This window comes from Nostoc sp. (genome assembly GCF_036917435.1).
Lineage (GTDB): Bacteria > Cyanobacteriota > Cyanobacteriia > Cyanobacteriales > Nostocaceae > Nostoc.
Window position 1 is genome coordinate 196060 of the sequence record NZ_JBALDM010000001.1, and the last position, 18233, is coordinate 214292.

The following is an 18233-nucleotide window of genomic DNA, read 5'->3' on the forward strand; positions in this document are numbered from 1 at the left end:
TCTCCTTATAAAGGAGAGGGAAGCTAGAGACAGGATGAAGTTTTGCATTTTATTTCATCCACGATCCTAACCATAAAAACTCCATGAAATATTATGACTAAGATTGCTTCATTTGATGTATTTGACACTCTTTTGACGCGGGCATTTGGTTCACCACCGTCAGGCGCTATCCTCTTAGGAAAGAAAGTGAAAGATTTATCACTTTCGCAATATACACCTGAAGCCTTCGCCCGTGCGCGTATTGATGCTCAAATGCGTGCCTTCCGAAATGCTGGTGGTATTGATTCTCTAGTAAATCTGCGTCAAATTTACGCTGAACTCGGAAATGCACTAGGGCTAACCCAAATGCAGCGTGATGAGTTGATGAATCTAGAACTTGAATTAGAAGCTGAATTAATTCGTCCTGTACCCTTGGCCAAAGAACTTGTGCAGGCTGCACGCGATCGCAACCAGCGTATCGTATTCGTATCCGATATGTATATAGGGACTGAGTTCATTCAAAAGCAGTTGACTCACCACGGTTTGTATTTAGATGGCGATCGCTGTTATGTATCATGTGACTATGGCAAATCAAAGGTATCAGGTGAACTTTTCCGAGAGTTGTTACACCAAGAAGGTATTGCTCCTAATTTAGTCTCTCATTGTGGTGATGATTTATGGTCTGATATTCGCTCTGCAAAGCGCATTGGGCTAAAAGTTACGCCATTTTTAAATGCCAAACTCAATCGGTATGAAGAAATTCTTGATTCTTACAGTTGGGCTACAGAGGGTTTATCATCTGTTATGGCGGGAGCATCGAGATTAGCACGTTTAACAATTCCTGCCTCATCTTCAAAACAAGAAGCTCAACGTGATGTTACTGCGGGTGTAATTGCTCCTTTATTAGTTGGCTTTATCTTATGGGTATTGAGACGCGCTCAAAAATTAGGCTTAAAGCGACTCTACTTTGTATCGAGAGATGGTCAGATATTACTTGAAATCGCACGCAGGCTAATCAAAAAGCTTAATTTTGACTGTGAACTTTGCTATCTCTATGGAAGTAGATATGCTTGGCTACTTGCGAGTATCACTAGTGTTGATGAAGAACACTTAAGTGAAATATTTCGATCATCAGGAAATATTGACTCAGTTATGTCAGTAAAGACTATACTATCTCGGCTGTGTATCAATCCCGAAGCAATAAAATCGGAACTGATTTCTATAGGAATTACAGAAAAAGACTGGTTACGTGCTTTAAGTGCTGATGAACGCCAACAGTTGGAGCAACTATTAATTAAAGATCAAGATATACATAATTTAATTCTTCAACAATCTGAACAAAAACGCCTGTTAATGGCTAAGTATTTAAAACAAGAAGGAATGCTAGATGCAACTGAATTTGGCTTTGTTGATGTCGGTGCTGGTGGAAGCTCGCATTATTTCCTTTCCTCTGTTTTATCTACTTGTCAACATAAACTACCCATAAGTTTGTATCCATATTTAGGAGAAGGAGTTTTAGAAAACCAATTTACCAGACCAGAAACCTACTTCTTTGATATGGAAGCTAACTTAGGTTTTTGGGAGAATTATAGGTTGTTATTGGCGATAATGGAAATGGTATGTGTTGCAGATCATGGTTCAGTTGTCGGCTACAAAGAAGTTGGTGAAAGAGTTGAAGCTGTTTTAAAAAATGTAGATAATGAACCAGTAATCAATTGGGGTTATCTAATTGTCCGGGAAACAATTTGCTGTTTTACTGAAAACTTACTGATCGATTCAAGCCTAGTTAATCCTTGGGCTGATGTGCGTGCTGCCACTATAGAAGCACTCAAAGCCTTTGGCTCCAATCCTTCCTTTGCCGAGGCCAAGGCATGGGGAAATTTTCCTATGGAAGTAGGTTTAGAGCATGAGTCTTTTGTGCCTTGTCTAGCTAGGAGCTATACTTGGAAAGATTTGATTCAGCCTTTTTTACCTGGGAATAAAGCGATTTGGCGACAAATTTATTGGTGGCACGAAGGCGCACTGGCTTTGACTCCTCCTCTACTTCACACTGCTTTAAAAATTAGTATTAATTTGGAACAATTAAGATAATTTACTTTTAACTTTTTTAATTAGGGCTGACAAGATGCTAACGCTACAAAACTTTTATATAAAAGCACTATACAAATTAAATTTTCAACAGCCTACTATTAATTTTGAATAATTACTATCAGGTGTTAAGACGAATTATAGGTAATAAAATGTGCAATTAAAAGCGATACATCTGAACTAAAAATCATGCGCGTATTCATCCTGGTTTGGTTTGGACAACTAGTTTCGCTGCTCGGCTCTGGTATCACTAGATTTTCATTAGGTATTTGGGTATATCAAGAAACTGATTCAGTTACGCAGTTCTCCCTGATTTCTCTGTTTGCTATGCTGCCTAGCATCTTGCTCTCACCGCTAGCTGGTGTATTTGTAGATCGATGGGATCGTCGCTGGACAATGATATTTAGTGATAGTGGGGCTGGACTGAGTACGTTGACTATGGGATTGTTACTATTTGCAGGTCGGTTGGAAGTTTGGCATATTTACCTTGCTGTAGCAGTCAGTTCGACCTTCAGCGCTTTCCAATTGCCAGCCTATGCTGCTGCGACTACGCTGCTTGTCCCTAAGCAACACCTGGGTCGTGCCAGTGGTATGGTGCAGACCACAGATGCAATCTCACGCCTGATTTCACCGATACTAGCTGGTGTGCTAGTTGTTACTATCCAGATTCAGGGCGTGATTTTGATCGACTTCCTGACTTTTGTCTTTGCAGCGATCGCACTTTTACTCGTCCGATTTCCCAAACCCAAAATTACTGTTGAAGCTCAAGTGGGGAAGGGCTTACTGCACGAAGCTATTTATGGATGGACATACATCAGTACTCGACGGGGGTTATTAGGATTGTTGATGTTCTTCACTATTAGCAATTTCTTAATCGGAATTGTTAGCGTGTTATTTACCCCATTAGTATTATCTTTTACCTCGGCTACGGTGCTAGGCACAATGTTTTCCATTGGTGGGGTCGGTATGCTGCTTGGTGGTCTAATGATGAGCGCCTGGGGTGGACTTAAGCACCGCATATATAGCGTACTAGGTTTTACGCTATTAAATGGACTGTGCATACTACTTGGTGGATTACAGCCCTCTGTGCCGGTCTTCTTTGTTGCTGCCTTTATCTACTTTTTTGGTGTAGCGGTTATTAATAGTTCCGATCAGGCTATCTGGCAGAGCAAAGTTCCATTAGCCGTACAAGGAAGAGTCTTTGCTATGCGGACTATGCTAGCTTGGGCATCTACACCACTGGCCTATTTGATGGCGGGGCCTCTAGCAGATCAAGTCTTTGAACCATTACTTGCCGTTGGTGGCCCCTTGGCTGGAAGTATTGGACGAATTATCGGTGTAGGAAAAGGGCATGGCATTGCGCTATTGTTTGTAGCGATCGCAATACTGATGATATTGATGGTAGTTGGGGGCTATTTATATCTACCTCTACGGTTGCTAGAGGATCAATTACCAGATGCAATTCTTGATGATGCTAGTCACACAGAATAAAAGTTAACCAAGATAAGCAAGTCATGTGGAAAGCTACAAAATATAGTTTGACACTCTGTCTTTTGACATAGGTAGCAGTTGAATTTATTGTCACAAGTAATATTCGTAAGTTGTCTGGGTTCCCCGACAGCTTTTGCAAGTGGTGTGAGGAAGTAGGGTGAAACAACATAATTTATCAGTTTATTTGTGGCTAACATCTGCTGCAACAGTTTTAGTTGGTTCTCCCGTCTACGCAGATGAAATAGTTATAAAAGATATTCTCAAACTTAGTGATATTCAGCGTCCTCACACTACTGTAAAAGAATGGCTAGCGCAGCAAACAGAAATTATTTCAGTGACAGAGGTACATCTGAACCAAACTCCTAGCGGTTTGGAAATCATCTTAAAAACTCCTGCATCTGATAAGTTGCAAATCACTAACAAAAGTGAGGGAAATAACTTCATTGCAGATATTCCTAAAGCTCAACTGCGGTTAACAGGTGATAGTTCTTTCCGTCAACAAAAGCCTGTTGCAGGAATTAGTGAAGTAACGGTTACTAACATAGATGCAAATAGTATCCGAGTAACTGTGACGGGTGAGGCGGGTTTACCAAAAGTCGAATTAGATGACACCAATCAAGGTTTAATTTTTGTCGCCACGCCAATTACATCCTCTATATCACAAGCGCAACAACCACAAACACCAGATACGTCCAAACCTAGTAGCGAATCATCACCAACTCAACCATCATCTGAGAGTCAAGAACCAATTGAACTGACAGTAACGGGACAGCGAGATGGGTATAATGTCCCCACCGCCACCACTGGTACTAAAATAGAAGCACCACTACGCGACCTACCTTTATCTATTCAAGTAATCCCCCGTCAAGTAATTGAAGATAGAGGTGTAGTCCGATTAAACGATTTAGCTGATAACGTAGCAGGTGTCCAGCAGGAACCAGGTTATGGTTCCTTACCCTCAGTAGGTTTTCGGATTCGTGGTTTCACCACAAATTTTGGTAACTTACGCAATGGGTTTCAAGATTTCGGCTATGTGACACCTCGTGATATCGCTAACGTCGAGCAATTTGAGATTCTTAAAGGCCCAGCATCAGTTCTTTATGGAGGCGGTCAGTCTAGTTCAGGGATTCCTAGTGGTGTTGTCAATACTGTTACAAAAAAGCCTCTAGCTGAACCTTACTATAATGCCAGTGTTACCTACGGAAGTTACAACTTGGTTCGCCCTACAATTGACTTGACTGGGCCACTCACAGAAGATAAATCACTTCTTTATCGTCTCAATATCGCTTATGAAAATGCTGATAGTTTCCGCGATTTTAGTAGAAATGATAGTTTCTTTATTGCGCCTGCACTAACCTGGAAAATTGGCCCACGCACCAAACTCGGTCTAGAATTTGAATACCAGAACTACAATTTTAACTTTAATTACGGATTCCTTCCCGAACCAGAATTTTTAACCCTGCCCAGAAATAGATTTTTGGGAGAACCTAATTTTAGTGAAAGTAATACTCGTTCAACTTCATTTACTTATAATTTTGAACATGAATTTAGTGATAATTGGAAATTCCGCCAGGGATTTAACATAGTTCAGGCTGATTTACATACAAAATCAACATTTTTATTCGCCTTAGAAGACGACCGCAGAACAGGAGATAGAGGTCTGACAAAATCAGATGAAGCTAACAATAATCTGACGCTGCAAAACGAAATTTATGGTAAATTCAATACTGGATCGATTCGCCATAATCTTTTATTTGGAGTAGAAGTATCTAGATACAAATTTCAATATGATTTTACAGACGGTGATGTAACTTCAATTGATATTTTCAACCCCCAGTACCGTACAAATTTTGTGATCCCATCCTCGCCAACTTCTGGTAGAGAATATGGCTCAGACAACATCGGAATTTACGTTCAGGATTTCATAGAAGTTCTACCTAATCTGAAAATTTTGGCTGGTGGTCGCTTTGATGCTAATGAATTATTCAGAAAAAATCGCGTGACAAATACGACGATTAATGAACAATCGAATTCGCAATTTTCTCCGCGAGTTGGGATTGTTTACCAGCCTAGTCAAACTACTTCACTTTACTTCAGTTGGTCAAACTCTTTTGCTCCTAACTACTCTGCAAGAAGTCGGACAGACGAGCAATTTCAACCAGAAATTGGCGAACAATTTGAAGTTGGAATTAAGCAAGATTTAATAAAAGACCGTCTTGCAGCAACTTTGGCATTTTACCAAATTACTCGACAAAATGTATTGACTCCAGATCCTGTTGATCCCAATTTTAGTATTGCTACAGGTGAACAAAGAAGCCGAGGTGTGGAATTAGATATTACAGGACAAATTTTACCAGGTTGGAATATCATTGCTAACTACGCTTATACGGATGCTGTAGTCACAAAAGACCAGGATATTCCTGTTGGTAGCAGATTGTATGGTGTACCCGAAAATAGTGCTAGCTTGTGGACAACATATCAATTTCAAAGTGGTAATTTACAGGGGCTAGGGTTCGGACTAGGGCTAGCTTTTGTGGGAGAACAGGAGACTAGATTGCCAAGCACTCTGACACTACCTTCTTACGTCAGAGCCGATGCTGCTATTTTTTATCGCCGTGATAATTACAAGATTGGGCTGAACTTCAAAAATATTTCCAATGTTAAATATTACACTTTAGATGGTTTCTTTATCTATCCTTCAGCACCGTTTACGGTTCAGGGAACGGTGTCGTTTGACTTTTGAGGAAACTTGTTAATGAGACGACACCGCTATATAAATATCCTGGTAACTTGTCTGTTGTTGGTGCTTGTAGCTTGTCAGATGCAGGTAAAAAATACTAACAGCAAACAACTTGCAGTTTCTAACTTTAATCCAATTACAATTGAAAATTGTGGTATTGCTATTACCTATAAGCAACCACCAAAGCGGGTTGTTACCCTAAACCAACCAGCGACTGAGATAATGTTGGCATTAGGCTTAGAAGCGCACATGGTTGGTACAGCTTATCTAGACGATCGCATTCTGCCAGAATACCAAAAGTCCTACGCCCAAGTCCCTGTTATTGCCCAGAAGTATCCCTCGCAAGAAGTCTTGCTGGGTGCTGAACCAGATTTCGTTTATGGATCATTTCCGGGGGCTTTTGGTAAGGATGCAGTTAGTGGGCGCAAAGACTTACTGAGTTTGAAAATTAACTCGTATTTAGCAGAAGGAGCTATTGAAGTTTGTCCGCGAAAAAGGGAATTGCTAGAAAATATTTATAGTGAAATTCGGGATATTGGTAAGATATTTGGAGTTAGCGATCGCGCTGTTAAATTAATTGCTTCAATACAACAACAACTAGAAGATACACAAAAGAGACTGGGCAAGGTGAATCCTCCTAAGCGTGTCTTTTGGTATGCGAGTGAAAGTCCACCTTACACGATTAGCGTTGATAGTCTGCCGAATCTGATTTTACAGTGGGCTGGTGGTCGAAATATATTTCAGCAAAAAGCTAATGGCACTTATATTACCGTTAATTGGGAAGATGTAATTAACCGTAATCCAGAGGTAATTATTCTCAGTGAAGCTAGTTGGTCGCCTGCTAAGATGCAGCGACAGCTTTTTCAAAGTAACCCAGCCTACGCAAAAATTGCCGCAGTCCAGAAGGATAAATTTGTCGTTATTGATTACAGTTACACCACGTCAGGAGTCAGAATTGCTAAGGGAGTTAGGACACTTGCCCAAGCCTTTTATCCAGAAAGGTTTAAGTAATACATCAGAATTCAGGAATCAGAATTCAGGAGTAAAACAGGCTTAAGTTCGTCGTCATCAGCTACTGCTAACTTTTACGACACTACTAGCAGATTGAGACAGTTATGTATCAAACAAAATTATTTTTCTCAATTCAATACCTTTAACCAGCCAAAAATATCACCTACAGTCAACTGTAACCCTTGGCAGAATTCTGGCACTGGTAAGACAGCTTCAATTTCCTCAAAAGCTAAAGGTTGTCGTCCCGCAGGATAAGCAGCAATGAATCGCTCATCAGGGTCAATTAACCAGCCCATTTGAGTCCCGTGATTCAGAGCGTGTAGGATTTTTTTTGTAACTTTTGTATGGCTTTGTTCTGGAGAAAGAATTTCAATGATCCAGTCGGGTGCTGCTGCAAATGTATTGGCAATATCACCATTCTCGTCTACAGGAAGCCTTGCCCAAGAGAATACAGCGACATCAGGAACTATAGAACGTCCTCCAAAAGTACAACGTAATTCTGGAAAAGCCCAACCAATTTTTTGCACTTTGACAATAGAATTGATTGTAGGACAGAGTTCTCCTTGAATAGTGCTATGTTTTCCTTGAGGCATCGGTTTTTGAATGATTTGACCGTCGATATACTCTAAACTTGGCTGAGTTTCTGGTAGTGCAAGAAACTCTTCTAAGGTGAATATTTTATTTGGGACTTGTAACATTATTCAGAACTCTTTAAGGTAATGGCTGCACAAACAAATATTAAACGACCCCGCCGCCAACTAACCAAACAAGCAAGCTACAATCTATTATTTGTGGGATTGCTCATTATACTTATTGTCTCAATTACGCTTGCCGTGATGATTGGGCCTGTACCTATTTCCCCTTTAAGGGTATGGCAGATAGCTTTATCTCAAGTGTTTCCAAATGTTACAGGAGACTGGACTCAAGCACAAATTCAAATTGTCTGGCTAATCCGTTTTCCGCGTGTGCTGTTGGCTTTTTTTGTGGGTGCTGGGCTATCAGTGGTTGGTGTGACTATGCAAGCATTGGTACGAAATCCCCTCGCTGACCCCTTTATTTTTGGTATTTCCTCCGGTGCATCGGTAGGCGCTGTTTTAGTCATTCTGTTTGGTCTGTTCTCATTTTTTGGTGTGTATGCGTTGTCAGTTGGGGCTTTCCTTGGTGCGCTGTTAGCATTTGTTATTGTTTTCTTCTTAGCACGACGACAAGGAAGACTCTTTCCCACACGCTTAATTCTAATTGGTGTGGCAGTATCGTATATGTTTGAGGCGATAACAAGTTTTTTGGCTCTCAAAGCCGGAAGTGGCGAAGCTACACAAGGAGTTTTATTTTGGTTATTGGGGGGACTTTCAGGAACGAAGTGGGCAGACTTAATTTTGCCAGTGCTAGCTTTGTTAGTGGGGTGTTCCTACTTGTTACTCCAGACGCGATCGCTAAATGCACTCTTAGTCGGTGAAGAAACAGCACGCACTCTCGGAATAGACACTGACAGTTTCCGCAAGCAATTATTCTTTGTTACCTCACTATTAACAGGTGTCATAGTTGCTGTTAGTGGTGTCATTGGTTTCGTTGGGCTGATGATTCCTCACAGCGTCCGGTTCCTTGTTGGCTCAGACCATGACCGCGTGCTACCTGTAAGTCTACTGCTAGGTGGAATTTTCCTGATTTGGGCAGATGTTTTGGCACGCATCATCATCGCCCCAGAGGAAGTACCTATTGGCATTATCACAGCACTTTTCGGCACTCCTTTCTTCATTTGGCTGATGCAGGGTTTTCCAAATGCCTTGGGAGGGAGTAGGCGATGAAGCTTGTAGTTGAAGGGTTGTATTGTAACATCGAGGGGACGCAGATTCTGCGTGACATTAATCTTGAGGTAGCATCGGGTGAATTTGTTGGGCTGATTGGCCCCAATGGGAGTGGGAAGTCTAGTTTGTTACGGTGTATCTACCGTGTCATGAAGCCAGATGCGGGAAGAATTACCCTCAATAGTAAGGATATTTGGCGGTTGAGTACCCGCGAGATGGCGAAACAGACTGCGGTTGTTTTGCAGGAGATGCCAACCGAGTTTGATTTCACGGTTGAGGAAATGGTGTGGATGGGTAGGATACCGCACCAAGGAATGTTTGATTACGAGACTGCTAAAGACCGCGATATTGTGATGGAAGCACTGACGCGGGTGGGGATGCTAGAATTCCGTGAGCGTTCTTTTCTCTCCCTTTCTGGGGGTGAGAAGCAACGGGTATTGGTAGCACGAGCATTAGCACAACAGGCGAGTTTTTTGGTTCTTGATGAGCCGACTAATCACCTTGATATTCGCTACCAGTTGGAACTTTTGGAACTGGTGAAGGGGTTAGGCGTAACTACTATTGCTGCTTTGCACGATTTGAATTTGGCTGCTAGTTATTGCGATCGCATTTATGTTGTCAATAACGGCACAATCGTAGCAGTAGGAACACCCCAAGATTTACTACAACCTACTTTAATCCGTGAGGTCTTCGGTGTGGGGTCAAAAGTGGAAATCGACCTAAGTAATGGTAAGTTACATATCAGCTTCTTCTTAAATTGATAATAATTATCAATAATTTAGCACAAATACAATCATGACTATTCGTCTAACTGAAACAGAAGACTCTGGTGAATTTTCCGAGGACGTGCAGTTTTTCAATGACTATGAAGGGAAAGCAGAATCGTCTACTTGCTTTGGTCAAAGCAGTTTTCGCTGGACTTTTCTTCGCAATAATCTTGAGCTAGTAATCTCTAATAATGAGTATTCTCAACCAGTGATTTCTGAGGAGAAACACGATGATTCGCCTTTTCTGACATCTAAATTTTTTCTGTCTGGTGGGACAAGAACTGTTACACCAAATGTACCCGGAGTTAGTGATGATTATGTCGAAATAGCAGGTGAAAACTACTTATTTTTCTTGCCTGATATTCGGGAGTTTGAGCATCATCCCGCGAACCTGCACACTCAAAATATCAAAATATATTGGTATCCCGATTTACTTTCTAGTTTTCAGGGAAGTTTTGAAGAGTTGCCTGTTTTGCTCCAACAGTTGATAGAAAATCCTATTAAACAGCGATTCCATCAGCCGTTAGGAGCAATCACACCTCCAATGCAGTTAGCACTCACACAAATCTTGCAGTGTCCCTTTCGAGAAACACTCAGACAAATGTATTTAGAAGCAAAAGTATTAGAATTACTGACACTTCAGATTGCCCAGTGGGGGGAAGATCATCAAGTATTGCAGCGATCGCTACATTTTCGTCGTGATGAAATTGAACGTTTACATCATGCCAAAACCATTTTAAATCAAAGGATGCCACATCCACCTTCTCTACTAAATCTAGCCAAAGAAATCGGACTCAATGACTTTAAGCTCAAGCGGGGATTTCGAGAAGTGTTTGGCACTACGGTGTTGGGATATGTGCAATCTCTCCGGCTAGAGCAAGCCCAACAGCTACTCATCGGTACTAATCTCACGGTTACAGAAATTGCTTCTCAAGTAGGCTACGAAAGCATAAGTCATTTTGGCTATCTGTTTAAGCGACAATTCGGGATGACTCCTAGAGAATATCGTCAGCAAAAAGGCTTGTAGCAGAGCCTAAATCCCGATTCCGATAAAAAAAATCCGGTTTCCATGTATATGCGATCGCTCAAATTCCTATATTCTCTAAATAGAACTAGATAATAATAATTCTCAAATAGCTAGTTCTGTTGTGCAAAGTACGATTGAGTGTGTGGAGTTATGAAACTGTGGCGTAGGCGTAGCCTGTCGAAAACATCGCTGTTCATTACTGGTTTGTTTATGGCTGTGGTTATACAACCAACTCAGGCAAAGGAAGTAAGTGAAATTCCTCGTGTACAAGAGTCAAACCATTTCGCCAGAACAGTCAAAGAGTGGTTAGCTCAGATAGAACAACAGAAACCGCCAGCCCAAAACCAGGGAGGTGAACTTGTAAAAGTGACTTCAGTCAAAGTAAATCCCACAGATAAAGGTGTGGAGGTGATTGTACAGACTGATAAAGGGCAGACTTTGCAAGTAGTAAATCGGAGTTCGAGCAATAACTTTATTGCCGATATTCCTAACGCTCAATTGCGTTTACCCAATGGTGACGCTTTTACATTCCGCTCCGAAAAACCAGTGGCGGGTATTGCTGAAATAACGGTAACAAACTTTGACGCTCAGACTATCCGGGTAAGTGTGACGGGGGAAACTAGTGTACCAACAGTTGAGTTGTTTGATAGTGATGAAGGCTTGATTTTTGGTCTAACGCCAGTTGTATCTACGGCACAGCAACCCGTAACACCACAATCACCAACCGCAGAGAAGCCCACAGAACAGAATCAGCCGGAAAAACCAGCAGCACAACAGGATGAGCCGATTGAGCTTGTAGTGACGGGTGAACAAGATGGATACACTGTACCAGAAACAAGTACTGCAACCAGGACTGATACACCTTTACGTGATATTCCCCAGTCGATTCAGGTGATTCCTCAGCAGGTGATCAAGGATCAGGGAATCACGCGAATTACCGATGCAACTCGCAACGTTTCAGGCACAACGATCGCATCGGGTTACGGCAACCTCATCGGAGATGTTCGGGTTCGTGGCTTCTCTAGTGGTTTCTTGAGAGATGGATTTGCCAGTCAGCCTTTCTTCATCGATGGCGGCAATATTGAACAAGTAGAGGTGCTAAAAGGGCCTGCTTCGGTGCTATACGGAGCGTCGGAACCAGGTGGAATCGTGAATTATGTCACCAAGAAACCCTTGGGTACTCCTTACTATGCAGTGGATTTCACTGCTGGAAGCTACGACTTCTACAAAAGTGCGATCGATTTAACCGGGCCTCTTACCAATGACAAACGATTGCTGTACCGTTTGAATGTTTCTTATGAAAACTCCGGTAGTTACCGAGATTTCACTGACAATGATATTGTTTTTGTCGCTCCGGTTGTCACCTATCAGATTAGCGACTCAACCGACATCACCTTCGCTTATGAATATCTAAACGCAAAACTAGGGTTTGATCGCGGCTTGCAACCTCAATCTGCTTTCCTGAATCTGCCCATAAACCGGAATTTAGGCGAACCTGATGATTTTCAAAATAATGAGGAACACCGCTTTAATTTAACCCTAAACCACCGATTTAATCAGCATCTACGCCTGAGAAGCGGATTTCTCTACTTGCATGAGAAGTACAACAGTCTTGTGACTCAACTCGGAGATATTGCCGCAGACGGTCGGACTCTGACAGATAGATCGTACTTTGGCGGTTTGAGTGAATACGATAACTATGCCCTGCAAACAGATTTGATTGGTGAATTCAACACAGGTGCGATCGCCCATCAACTGCTGTTAGGGTTGGAATGGCGCAAAAGGTATGCACCTGATCGGGGCTTCGGTGGCACTTATGCGGGTTCCCTCGATATTTTCAATCCGGTCTATGGCTCTCCCCGCATACCAGATTCAAATAGTTTCTTTGAGCAAACCACCAACAACGTCGGCATCTACCTGCAAGATCAGGTGACATTGCTGACGAATCTCAAATTACTGGTTGGCGGCAGATATGATTTTGTTTCGTATGACAGCAAGTCTATTGGTGACACCAGTATCAACAGTCAACCAGAACGAACTGAATTTTATGATAGTGCTTTTTCACCCCGCGTTGGTATTGTCTATCAGCCAATTGAACCGATTTCGCTCTATGCCAGCTACAGTAGTTCCTTTGTTCCCAATAATTCTAGAACTGCCAGTGGACAACCGCTAGAGCCTTCACGCGGGACTCAGTTTGAAGTAGGCATTAAAACTGAACTTTTTGATAAACGACTCTCAGCCACCCTCGCAGCCTATGACATAAACAAAACCAACATTCCAACTACAGATCCCAATGATCCGCAATACTCCATCGCAGTAGGAGAAGTGAAAAGCCGAGGGATCGAACTAGATATTGCAGGGGAAATTTCACCGGGCTGGAGAGTTATTGCTTCGGGTTACTTGAATGATGCCTTTGTGAGCAAAGATAATAATCTGCCCGAAGGTCGCCGCTTGACAAATGCACCAACTCATGGGGCAAGTTTATGGACAACATATCAATTTCAAAAAGGTGACTTGAGAGGATTGGGAATTGGGGCAGGGATGTTTTTTGTGGGCGATCGCACTGCCAACATCGACGATCCATTAATCCTTCCCTCTTATGTCAGAACCGACGCTTCTATCTCTTATAAACGTGATAATTGGCGGGCTGCGCTCAACTTTAAGAACATCTTCAATATCAAATATTACGAATCAAACGACTACCTCACCTTCCCCCAAGCACCATTTACTTTACAGGGAACCGTTTCTGTGGAGTTTTGACCCCACCGTATGTATTGGGGAGGGGACAAGATTCTTCTTCCCCCCAATACATCGGGGGGATTGAGGGGGGTAAAAATCAAGCCTGACATCGTGGAAAGGAGCATTTACCTTGAGTTATAAAAAACTACGTAACTTCGTATTTACTCTACACCGCTACATTGGTTTAGCGGTGGGACTGATTGCAATTATGGTTGGTTTAACAGGAAGTCTGCTAGTGTTTCAGAATGAAATTATCAGCGTTCAACGACATCAACAGATTGGAGCGATCGCTCCTCAAGGTGAGCCGTTACCGATTGAGAGAATTCTCAATACAGTGAAATCTGCTTATGCTAATCAACCGGATGCCTTGCTCCAAAGGCTTTATTTGCCAGCAAAACCCGATGAGCCATTCAATGTTGTGTATGCAACCAAAAAAAACGACTGGATCGAAAATTACGTCCATCCCTACACGGGAGCAATTCTTGGCAACAATCTAGAAACCAATGCTATACAAAGCTTTGTCAAAATCGCTTATGAACTGCATTTCAGCCTATTGGCTGGTGACATCGGGCTGAAAATTGTTGGTATCGTTGGCTTACTTGGGTGCGTTCTCAGTATTACGGGCATTATCCTCTGGCCTGGTTGGCGAAACTTGACCGCAGGCTTCAAAATTAAGTGGAATGCTCACCCTATGCGGGTGAACTTTGACATTCACAAAGTGGCAGGGTTTGTCGCCGCAGTCTTTCTCGTCTTGACATTTTTCACAGGCTTCTGCTGGAATCTCGGCGAGTTCACTACACCGCTCATCTATACCGCGACGTTTAGCTCAGAGCAGATTACCGATCCTGTTTCTAAACCGATTCCGGGTGTGGCTCCGTTAAAACTATTAAAGCAAATGAAAACGGCTCAGGCAATGTTACCCGATGCATCGCTGCGGAGCATTGATTTCCCTGCAAAGCCGGAAAATGCTCTCAGGTTTCGCTTTAAGCTGCCCCAGGAAAAGGTGGACTATGGCAATAGTAATGTCTATCTCGACCAATATAGTGGTAACGTTTTGCGGTTTAATAATGCGTTGAAGTCGTCTTTAGGCGATCGCATCCTCAACTCTTTTGAACCCTTACACTACGGAACTTTTGGTGGTTTATCTACCCGAATTCTCTACGTATTTGTAGGATTTACACCATTAGTTTTATTCATAACTGGCTTTATCATGTGGCGGAATCGTTCCGAAGCTAAAACTAGTACCGCCGTCAATTCAAAATTAAAAATTCGTCTTGGCAGGTGGGAATGAAAAACTCTACTCATAAGGGCATTGGGCATTGGGCATGGGGCATGGGGAAGAGTTACTAATGCCCAATGCCCCAAGTCGGCGGGCGGCTATCCCTCCCCACCCACAAGGGGATGGAGTTTCCCGGCGACTTCCAATGAATGGCTTGGTAAGCTGAAAATACTTTAATTTGCATCCTCAAAAAAATAAATCTCTTGTGGGGTGGGCATCTTGCCCGCCCTAGCTGTGCAAATTAAATGCACGACAGCTTAGAACGTAGTTTTATAAACAATACCGATAAGCGTAAAACTCAGAGTCTTTAGACCTGACATATAAGCGACTTGTGTGACGCAACATCTGTGAAACAATACGTCCGCAATTATTTCCCCTAAATTTATTTATGGGGATTATCTTTTTACTTTTTAATGCATCAATAAATTTTTCACCCCAAACGCTTGATACTGGACTTTGGACAAAAATCAACAATCATTTCTCAAATTCGTATCACCTATTCCCCATAATGTGTGCTTGCCACTTTCCCTCGAAAGACAATGTAATTGTAGATGTTGTAGAACAACATAATTGGAATCAGAAATCCAATGAAAATAATCATGAAGACTAATGCACTAGGTGCTGCTGCTGCCTGATAAATGGTGATTCCTGGGGGAATGATATAGGGAAAAACAACTAATCCTAACCCCACAAAGGTAAGTAGGAAAAGCAGCACTGTCCAAACGAGGGGAGTAGTTTCTTCTTTACGGTTCAGGCTTTTAATCAATAGCCCAATCAGCAGCACACCTAGCACTGGAATGACTGAAAATAGGTACACTTCTGGCTGGTGAAATAACTTTGTCCTGGCATTTTCATACACAATAGGGGTGGCAATTGTGATTAAGATTGCACCTAAAAGCGTTGTCCAGGCAGCTAGTTTTGCTGTGCGGTAATGGGACGTTTGCAGTTCTCCCTCAGTTTTTAAGATGAGATAGGTGGAGCCAATCAACACATAACCCTGGATCAATGTCAAGGCGACTAAGAGCGATCGCCAATCGAGCCAGTCCCACATATTACCGGTAAAGTGACCGGACTCATCTACCGTAATGCCTTCCAAAATGCTGCCCAAGGCAAATCCTTGAAACAGCGCCGCCATAAAGCTACCAACTCCAAACGCCACATTCCAAAAAACTTTGTTTGTAGAATGTTCTCGAAACTCAAAGGCCACAGCCCGAAAAATCAAGCCAAAGATCATCCCAAAAATGGGAATGTAGAGGGCATTCAGAATGGTGCCATAAGCGAGAGGAAATGCTCCAAACAACGCACCTCCCATCAACACCAACCAAGTTTCATTTGCGTCCCAAATATTACCCAAACTCGTCATTAAGATGTCGCGTCGGTCGTCATTGGAACTGGTTAGCGACAGGATACCTACACCTAGATCAAACCCGTCTAACATGACGTAGAGAAATAAAAACAGAGCTAGGATGACAAACCAAACTTGCGCTAAAAAGTGTTCTAGATTCTCCATACAGTTACCTTAGTGAGTGCTGAGTGTTGAGTGCTGAGTATTGAGTGTTGAGTTCTGCGTGAAGAAAAAGTACTAGCTAAAGCCCCGCTACTGCTAACGAAACTCAGCACTCCTCATTGCTCTGCTTCAACAGGACGTTGATCTGGAAGAAATTCAGCCGGAGCAGTTTCTACAGATGGTTGAGTATCAATACCTGGAACTGGAAGCTCCAGATTGGGGCCTTGGCGAATGATTCGACTACCAAAGAATAAGGCACAAATAAACAAGACTGTATAAATTACAGCAAAAATCACCAGAGATGTTAAGACCTCACTAGCAGGTAGGTGGGAAACTCCGTCTGCGGTGCGAATTTGCCCGTAAAGCACCCAAGGTTGCCGCCCAACGCAACGCACAATCCAGCCCGATTCCACGGCAATGTAGCCCAGTGGAGCCGCTAAAATCCAGATTCGCAGTAGCCATTTCTGCCCGGCGATCGCCTCTGCTGAGAGTTTACCCCGCAACCACTGAATCACACTAATACTCATCAACCCAGCCAAGAAGAAGCCGATACCACTCATGATGCGGAAGGCGTAATAAATCAAACCCACCATCCGGGGGCGATCTTCAGGCTTCCAATGTTTCAGTCCGAGAACGGGTTTAGACAGATTTTTTTTGAATTCTAAAATGTAGCCTAAGCCGTTGGGAATTGAGATTTCCCAGTCGTTTTGCTGGGTCTGATTATTGGGCAATGCCACCACACTCCAGGGCGCGGGCTGTCCGGCTGGACTAGTTTCCCACTTGGCCTCCATTGCCGCGAGTTTGGTAGGCTGATAATCGGCTACCTGCTCGGCGCTGAGGTGTCCGACGTAGATTTGTAATGGGGTGACAGCGATCGCAGTTGCCAAGACAATTTTCAGCGATCGGGCAAAGAAAGCCTCATGACGGTGGTTGAGAATATACCAGGCGCTAATTCCCCCAATCACAAACAGAGACGTTTCCAGCGTCGCCAAAAACATGTGGGAAACGCTGTTGAGCATGAAGGGATTTAAGATTGCCTGAAAGTAATCATCTACAACAAACTTCCCATTCACCATTTTCCCACCTGCTGGTGTTTGCAACCAAGAGTTTGCCGCCAAAATCCAGAAGGTAGATAGGTTTGCGCCAAAGGCAACCATAATCGTGGCGAAATAGTGAATCACTGGGTTGACTCGCTCCCAGCCAAACAGCATAATACCCAGAAATCCGGCTTCTAGCATGAATGCCATCGAAGCCTCAAAGCCTAATATACTGCCAAAAAAGTCGCCTACAGCTTCAGAAAATGGTGCCCAGTTCGTACCAAATTGAAACTCCATTGGCAAACCGGATGCTACACCAATGCCGAAGTTCAACACATATAGCTTTGCCCAGAAACGAGCATGATGGTAGTAATCGGGATTGCGTGTTTTTAGCCACATTCCCTCCACTATGACCAGATAAATGCCCATCCCAGTGGTGAGAACAGGCCATAGCATGTGAAAGATTGCCGTCAGTGCAAACTGCATCCGCGATAGGGCAACAGTATCCGATAGAAAATCCATGAACTAACCTCTGAATTCCTTTAAATCTTTACTTGTATATATCCTGTGCAAATCTATTGTACTTAGCTCAACTTAAAAAATATATTCTTAAAATAATGTATTTGATAATGATTTATCTGGATATTCTTTAACTTCTTTCTAGATTTTTTAGGTTGATAAAATTTCAGACAAAAGAATGACAGCCTGTCTAACCTTGAGGTTACGCTTTGTACAAAGTCTTTGAAACGGCTGCCTGACTTTT

At 42.7% G+C, this 18233-nt stretch carries 12 protein-coding genes; 9 read left to right on the forward strand and 3 right to left on the reverse strand.

All coding sequences use genetic code 11. The features are described 5' to 3' along the window. Positions 1–93 precede the first annotated feature (93 nt). The 4 genes from V7K98_RS00875 (at position 94) to V7K98_RS00890 (ending at position 7309) form a co-directional block, all read left to right on the forward strand. Positions 94–2070, forward strand: coding sequence for an HAD family hydrolase (locus V7K98_RS00875; protein ID WP_335018658.1), 1977 nt, complete (start codon positions 94–96; stop codon positions 2068–2070). Between the two features lie 186 nt (positions 2071–2256). Further along, a complete protein-coding gene (locus V7K98_RS00880) occupies positions 2257–3558 on the forward strand; it encodes an MFS transporter (protein ID WP_335018660.1) in 1302 nt (433 codons plus the stop codon). 157 nt (positions 3559–3715) lie between these two features. Next, entirely contained in the window at positions 3716–6301 is a 2586-nt protein-coding gene (locus tag V7K98_RS00885; RefSeq protein WP_335018662.1) for a TonB-dependent siderophore receptor, read from the forward strand. Positions 6302–6313: 12 nt separating this feature from the next. Then, a complete protein-coding gene (locus tag V7K98_RS00890; RefSeq protein ID WP_335018664.1) occupies positions 6314–7309 on the forward strand; it encodes an ABC transporter substrate-binding protein in 996 nt (331 codons plus the stop codon). Positions 7310–7437: 128 nt separating this feature from the next. On the opposite strand, the gene V7K98_RS00895 is transcribed toward V7K98_RS00890, so the two are convergent. Next, on the reverse strand, positions 7438–8007 hold the full coding sequence (locus V7K98_RS00895; protein WP_335018666.1) for a Uma2 family endonuclease: 570 nt from the start codon (positions 8005–8007) through the stop codon (positions 7438–7440). Positions 8008–8028: 21 nt separating this feature from the next. Here V7K98_RS00895 and V7K98_RS00900 point away from each other — a divergent pair, with 21 nt between their 5' ends. From V7K98_RS00900 to V7K98_RS00920, 5 genes are all read left to right on the forward strand, one after another. Further along, positions 8029–9114 (forward strand): FecCD family ABC transporter permease, encoded by a 1086-nt coding sequence (locus V7K98_RS00900; RefSeq protein ID WP_335018668.1) that lies wholly within the window; start codon positions 8029–8031, stop codon positions 9112–9114. Continuing rightward, positions 9111–9875, forward strand: a complete 765-nt coding sequence (locus V7K98_RS00905) for an ABC transporter ATP-binding protein (protein WP_335018670.1) — start codon at positions 9111–9113, stop codon at positions 9873–9875. Before V7K98_RS00900 ends, V7K98_RS00905 begins: the two co-directional genes overlap by 4 nt. Positions 9876–9909: 34 nt before the next feature. Next, entirely contained in the window at positions 9910–10908 is a 999-nt protein-coding gene (locus V7K98_RS00910) for a helix-turn-helix transcriptional regulator (RefSeq protein WP_335018672.1), read from the forward strand. Between the two features lie 150 nt (positions 10909–11058). After that, positions 11059–13668 carry a TonB-dependent siderophore receptor gene (locus tag V7K98_RS00915; protein ID WP_335018674.1) on the forward strand — a complete coding sequence of 870 codons (2610 nt, stop codon included), beginning with the start codon at positions 11059–11061 and terminating at the stop codon, positions 13666–13668. Between the two features lie 109 nt (positions 13669–13777). Then, positions 13778–14938 (forward strand): PepSY-associated TM helix domain-containing protein, encoded by a 1161-nt coding sequence (locus tag V7K98_RS00920; protein ID WP_335018676.1) that lies wholly within the window; start codon positions 13778–13780, stop codon positions 14936–14938. A gap of 484 nt (positions 14939–15422) precedes the next feature. Here the strand turns inward: V7K98_RS00920 and cydB are convergent, their stop codons facing one another. Both cydB and V7K98_RS00930 read right to left on the reverse strand, forming a co-directional pair. Continuing rightward, the gene (cydB, locus tag V7K98_RS00925; protein ID WP_335018678.1) at positions 15423–16436 is read right to left on the reverse strand and encodes a cytochrome d ubiquinol oxidase subunit II; all 1014 of its coding nucleotides are present in this window, start codon (positions 16434–16436) and stop codon (positions 15423–15425) included. Between the two features lie 113 nt (positions 16437–16549). Next, positions 16550–17992: a cytochrome ubiquinol oxidase subunit I gene (locus V7K98_RS00930; RefSeq protein ID WP_335018680.1), complete on the reverse strand. Its 1443-nt coding sequence runs from the start codon at positions 17990–17992 to the stop codon at positions 16550–16552. Positions 17993–18233 lie beyond the last annotated feature (241 nt).

What these genes read in the sequence shown, in the direction of transcription:
- V7K98_RS00875 (WP_335018658.1), top strand. Translation starts at nt 94, where the DNA reads ATGACTAAGATTGCTTCATTTGATGTATTTGACACTCTTTTGACGCGG.
- V7K98_RS00880 (WP_335018660.1), top strand. Translation starts at nt 2,257, where the DNA reads ATGCGCGTATTCATCCTGGTTTGGTTTGGACAACTAGTTTCGCTGCTC.
- V7K98_RS00890 (WP_335018664.1), top strand. Translation starts at nt 6,314, where the DNA reads ATGAGACGACACCGCTATATAAATATCCTGGTAACTTGTCTGTTGTTG.
- V7K98_RS00895 (WP_335018666.1), bottom strand. Translation starts at nt 8,007, where the DNA reads ATGTTACAAGTCCCAAATAAAATATTCACCTTAGAAGAGTTTCTTGCA.
- V7K98_RS00900 (WP_335018668.1), top strand. Translation starts at nt 8,029, where the DNA reads ATGGCTGCACAAACAAATATTAAACGACCCCGCCGCCAACTAACCAAA.
- V7K98_RS00905 (WP_335018670.1), top strand. Translation starts at nt 9,111, where the DNA reads ATGAAGCTTGTAGTTGAAGGGTTGTATTGTAACATCGAGGGGACGCAG.
- V7K98_RS00910 (WP_335018672.1), top strand. Translation starts at nt 9,910, where the DNA reads ATGACTATTCGTCTAACTGAAACAGAAGACTCTGGTGAATTTTCCGAG.
- V7K98_RS00915 (WP_335018674.1), top strand. Translation starts at nt 11,059, where the DNA reads ATGAAACTGTGGCGTAGGCGTAGCCTGTCGAAAACATCGCTGTTCATT.
- cydB (WP_335018678.1), bottom strand. Translation starts at nt 16,436, where the DNA reads ATGGAGAATCTAGAACACTTTTTAGCGCAAGTTTGGTTTGTCATCCTA.
- V7K98_RS00930 (WP_335018680.1), bottom strand. Translation starts at nt 17,992, where the DNA reads ATGGATTTTCTATCGGATACTGTTGCCCTATCGCGGATGCAGTTTGCA.